At 71.6% G+C, this 4,225-nt stretch carries 5 protein-coding genes; 1 reads left to right on the top strand and 4 read right to left on the bottom strand.

Annotation, left to right across the window (positions count from 1 at the left end; genetic code table 11):
* From PROKR_RS34960 to PROKR_RS14165, 4 genes are all read right to left on the bottom strand, one after another.
* Positions 1-255, bottom strand: a 255-nt coding sequence (locus PROKR_RS34960; protein WP_036964291.1) for a winged helix-turn-helix transcriptional regulator, incomplete at its 3' end; no start/stop codon positions are given.
* Between the two features lie 53 nt (positions 256-308).
* Positions 309-1,175: a carbohydrate ABC transporter permease gene (locus PROKR_RS14175; protein ID WP_036964290.1), complete on the bottom strand. Its 867-nt coding sequence runs from the start codon at positions 1,173-1,175 to the stop codon at positions 309-311.
* A complete protein-coding gene (locus PROKR_RS14170) occupies positions 1,172-2,074 on the bottom strand; it encodes a carbohydrate ABC transporter permease (RefSeq protein ID WP_245605829.1) in 903 nt (300 codons plus the stop codon). Before PROKR_RS14170 ends, PROKR_RS14175 begins: the two co-directional genes overlap by 4 nt.
* Before the next feature lie 45 nt (positions 2,075-2,119).
* Positions 2,120-3,532: an ABC transporter substrate-binding protein gene (locus PROKR_RS14165; protein ID WP_036964288.1), complete on the bottom strand. Its 1,413-nt coding sequence runs from the start codon at positions 3,530-3,532 to the stop codon at positions 2,120-2,122.
* 60 nt (positions 3,533-3,592) lie between these two features.
* On the opposite strand from PROKR_RS14165, the gene PROKR_RS34955 reads away from it, so the two are divergent.
* A partial coding sequence (locus tag PROKR_RS34955) for an MGH1-like glycoside hydrolase domain-containing protein (protein ID WP_425414895.1) occupies positions 3,593-4,225 on the top strand: 633 nt, incomplete at its 3' end.

The following is a 4,225-nucleotide window of genomic DNA, read 5'->3' as shown; positions in this document are numbered from 1 at the left end:
GGGCGCGGGCTCGCCGAGCTCCAGCGCGGCCACGAGCACCAGCGAGTCGGCCGGGTCGAACACGAACCGCTCCGAGCGCCGTCCGCCGGTCGCGCCCGCGTCCCCCTGGGCGCGGACGATGCCCGCCGCCATCAGCGCGTCCATGCGCTGCGCCACGGTGACCCGGGACAAGCCCGTCGCCTCCAGCACCTGGATGCGCGTCGTCGCCCGCCCGCTCCGGATGAGCTGCAGGATCTCGCCCGCGCCTGCTGCCACGTTCTTCCTCAGTTCTTTCCCGGGCCGACCAGCCCTCGCTCGTGCCGGGCGGATCAGCCCTTGTCGGCCCCCGCGGTCAGTCCCTCGGTGAGGGCGCGCTCGGCCACTCCATACAAAATCACGATCGGGACGGTGAGGAGCACGCTGCCCGCCATGAGAACCGTCTTCGACACCTCCTGACCGTCCGCGAGGCGGGTGAGGCCGAGGGAGACCGTCCACAGGTCCTGCTTGGCCGACAGGAACAGCAGCGCGAACAGGAACTCGTTCCAGGCGATCATGAACGAGTACAGCGCGGTCGACATGATGGTCGGCATCGCGAGCGGCACGGTGATGCGGGTCATGATCTGGAACCGGGAGGCGCCGTCGATCACGGCCGCCTCGTCGATCGACTCGGGGATGCCCGCGAGGTAGTTGCGCAGCATGTGCACCGAGACGGGCACCGTCAGCGCGATGTACGCGATGACCAGCCCCACCAGTGACGAACCGAGGCCCAGCACCTGGAACCCGACGAACACGGGCACCGCGATGATGATCGTCGGGAAGAGGTAGACGGCCAGGAACAGCCACGAGACCTGCGAGCGCCCGGCGAACCGCAGCCGGGTGAGCGCGTAGGACGCCGGCACCACGAGCATCACGGTCAGCGCCGACGCCGCCACGGCGACGACGGCGGAGTTTCGCATGAAGCGCCCGAACCCGTACCCGCCGTCCTCCTCGGAGGCCAGCACCGCACGGTAGGTCTCGGTGGTGATCCGGTCGAGCTGGGGCAGCACCCGCAACGGGTCCCGCAGCAGGTCGTCGATGCGCACGAAGCTCAGGCTCAGCATGTACACGAACGGGAGCACGGTCGCCGCGACGAGCGCGACGATGACGACGACGCGCAGCACCCGCAGCACGCTGCTCTGGACGGACACGGCGCTCATCGGTTCTCCTCCCGCTGCCGGGCCGTGAGCCGCAGGTAGATCGCCAGCGCGACCCCCAGGAACACAGCCATCACCGCGGCGGTCGCGCTGGCGCCGCCGATTTCGCTCGACCCGGTGAGCTGCTCGAACACCCGCACCGAGGCCACCTGCGTCCCGGCGGCGCCGCCGGTGAGCAGGTAGACGTCGTCGAACTCGTTGAAGGCCATGACCATGCGGAACAGCACCAGCAGGGCGATCGTGGGCAGCAGCTGGGGCAGCACCACGAACCAGAACTTCTGCAGCGGTGTGGCGCCGTCGACCACGGCGGCCTCCTCGATCTCCTTGCTGAGGCCCGTCAGGGCCGCCCCGAGAAAGAGGAAGGCGAACGGGAAGTACCGCCAGATGTCGTAGACGATCACGGTGCCGAGCGCCGTGGGCGCGGCCGAGAGGAAGTTGACCGGGTGCTCCCAGCCGAGCACCTGCGTGCCGAACGCGTTGACCACGCCGTACTGCGGGTTCAGCGCCACCTGCCACACGAACGTGGTGGCCACGACCGGCGCCACGTACGGCAGGAGCATGACGGCGCGCAGCGGCGCGCGGAACCGGAACCGGTCCCGGAACGCGAGCGCCGCCACGAGGCCCACGGTGATCGAACCGACGGTGGTCGCCACGGAGTACTGGACCGTGGTGACCAGCGCCCGCCAGAAGGCGGGCGCGGTGAGCACGTCGGCGTAGTTGTCGAGCGTGAGCTCGTTGAACAGGCCGTTGCGTGCCACGTCCACGTAGCGCGCGTCCTGGAACGACAGCACCACGGTCCAGACGATCGGCACCACGATGATCGCGGCCACGACCAGCACCACCGGCGCGACGAGCGTGATCCCGTCGCGGCTCTCCCGCCCGCGTAGCTTCGAGGTCGTCACACCCGGCCCCGGGCGGGGACGACGCTCTCTGACCCGCGCCATGGGTCAGTCCCGGCCGGCGATCTCGGCCACCGCTTCCTGCATGGCGGCCTGCGCCTGCGCGGCGTCCACGCTCCCCGACCCGAGGTCGGCCGCGGCCTTGGCGAGCGGCAGCTCGCTCGTGACCGGGCCCAGGATGGCACCCTGCCCCTGCGGCAGGGCCCAGCGGTCGGCGGACGCCGGGGCGGCGGCGAGGGTGTCGGTCACCTCGGCGGGCCAGACGTCGGAGAACGTCTGCCGGGAGTCGATGCCGATCTCCAGCCCGGACCACGCGTCCGTGTACTCGGTCGGGTTATCGGCCGTGCCCGTCCGGACGGGGACCTTGCCTTCGGGGGCCATGGCCAGCCAGTCCACGTACGCATCGGACATCATGTACCGGACGAAGTCGGCCGTCTCGGGGTCCGCGCCGTCGGTGATGCCCCAGGACACGAGCTCGACGTAGCCGGCGGCGTCCCCGCCGTCGTCGCCCGCCGACGGCCCCTCCACCACGGGGACCACGCCGGTGTTCTCGGCGAGCCAGCCCGGGTCGTCCGCGCACTCGTCGCAAGACGGTGTGAACTCCTCCCGCAGGCCGGCCATCTCGTCCAGCAGGAAAGACGACCAGACGGTCATGGCTGCCTGCCCGGCGAAGTACGACGCACGGGTGGACTCGACGCCCTGCGAGCCCTCCGGCGAGAAGTCGGCGGCCAGAGCCCCGTACAGGTCGATCGTCTCGGTGCACGCGGGGCTGTCGAGGGTGGCCTCCCCGGCGTCGTCCACGAGCTCGCAGCCGTTGCCCTGGGCCAGGAACTCCAGCGTCTGCTGCGTGAACGGTTCGGCCGCGTCCGTGGACAGCGTGATCCCGTACCGCCCGTCGGCCGACAGCTCCTTGGCTGCGGCGCGCAGGTCGTCGTACGTGGCAGGCGGCTCAAGGCCCGCCGCCTCGAACAGGTCGGTGCGGTAGTAGACCATCATCGGCCACGCGTCGGACGGGACGGCGAGCAGCTCGTCGCCGTCGCTGGTCAGCTCCAGGGCCTCGGGCGTGAAGGTGTCGGCCCCGAGCGCGTCGACCACCTCGGCGGCCGCGTCCCGGTCGAGGTAGCCGTCCCGGTCGAAGGACCGGACCAGCCCCGGGCTGATCGCGTTGACGACGTCGGGCATGTCCTCGCCGGAGAGCGCCGCGGCGGACAGGAGCTGGGAGACCTGGTCCTCCTCGACCGGCACCAGCTCGGTCTCCAGACCGGAGTTCTCGGCCCAGGCGTCCACCGCGGCCTGCTGGATCGCGAGGCGCTCGGGCTGGGTCTCGACCGTCCAGACGGTGACCGTCCCGTCCGACTCGGGGCCTCCGCTGCCGCAGGCGGTGAGCGTGAGGACCACTGCCACGGCGGCGCCCGCCGCGATCGTGAGGCGGGCCGTAGCCGCGCGATGGTGCCGGAGCATGACTTCTCCTCGTCGTCGAGCGAGTAGGTCTGGCACTTATGTCTAGCCTACTGTCGAAAGATGCACAAGGACTTTGAGGAAGATGCGGCCGACGCCGCCATCCGCGTCCTGAACAGCAACTGGACCGGCCGGCACACCGTCCCGGCGACCGGGCTGTACCCCCACCAGTGGAGCTGGGACTCCGCGTTCGTCGCGATCGGGACGCGACACCGCGCACCGGCGCGAGCCCGGGCCGAGCTGGTCACCCTGTTCGACGCCCAGTGGGCCGACGGGCGGGTGCCGCAGATCGTCTACGACGTCGGTCGTGACGACGACTACGCACCCGGGGCGGGGTTCTGGGGCGCGGCGACCTCCGGGCTGGTGCAGCCGCCGGTGCACGCCTGGGCCGCATGGCTGGTGCACTGCGCGGACCCGGCCGGTTCCGCGCGGGAGGGCTTCCTCGCACGGCTGTACCCGCGGCTCGCGCGCTGGCACGGCTACCTGCACGGACCCCGCGGGGGCGGCGCCGGGCTGCCGGTGACCAAGCATCCGTGGGAGACCGGGACCGACAACTCGCCCCTGTGGGACGCCGCGCTCGAACGGGTACCGCCTCAGGCACGCACCGACATCCGACGGCCGGACCTGCGGCACGCCGGCACCGGCGAACGGCCCGGGAGCCGCGACTACCGCCGCTACTACCGGCTCCCCCCCCCC

Source organism: Promicromonospora kroppenstedtii DSM 19349, assembly GCF_000515355.1.
In the GTDB taxonomy this organism is placed as follows: domain Bacteria; phylum Actinomycetota; class Actinomycetes; order Actinomycetales; family Cellulomonadaceae; genus Promicromonospora; species Promicromonospora kroppenstedtii.
This window is presented reverse-complemented; position numbering and strand designations above follow the sequence as displayed.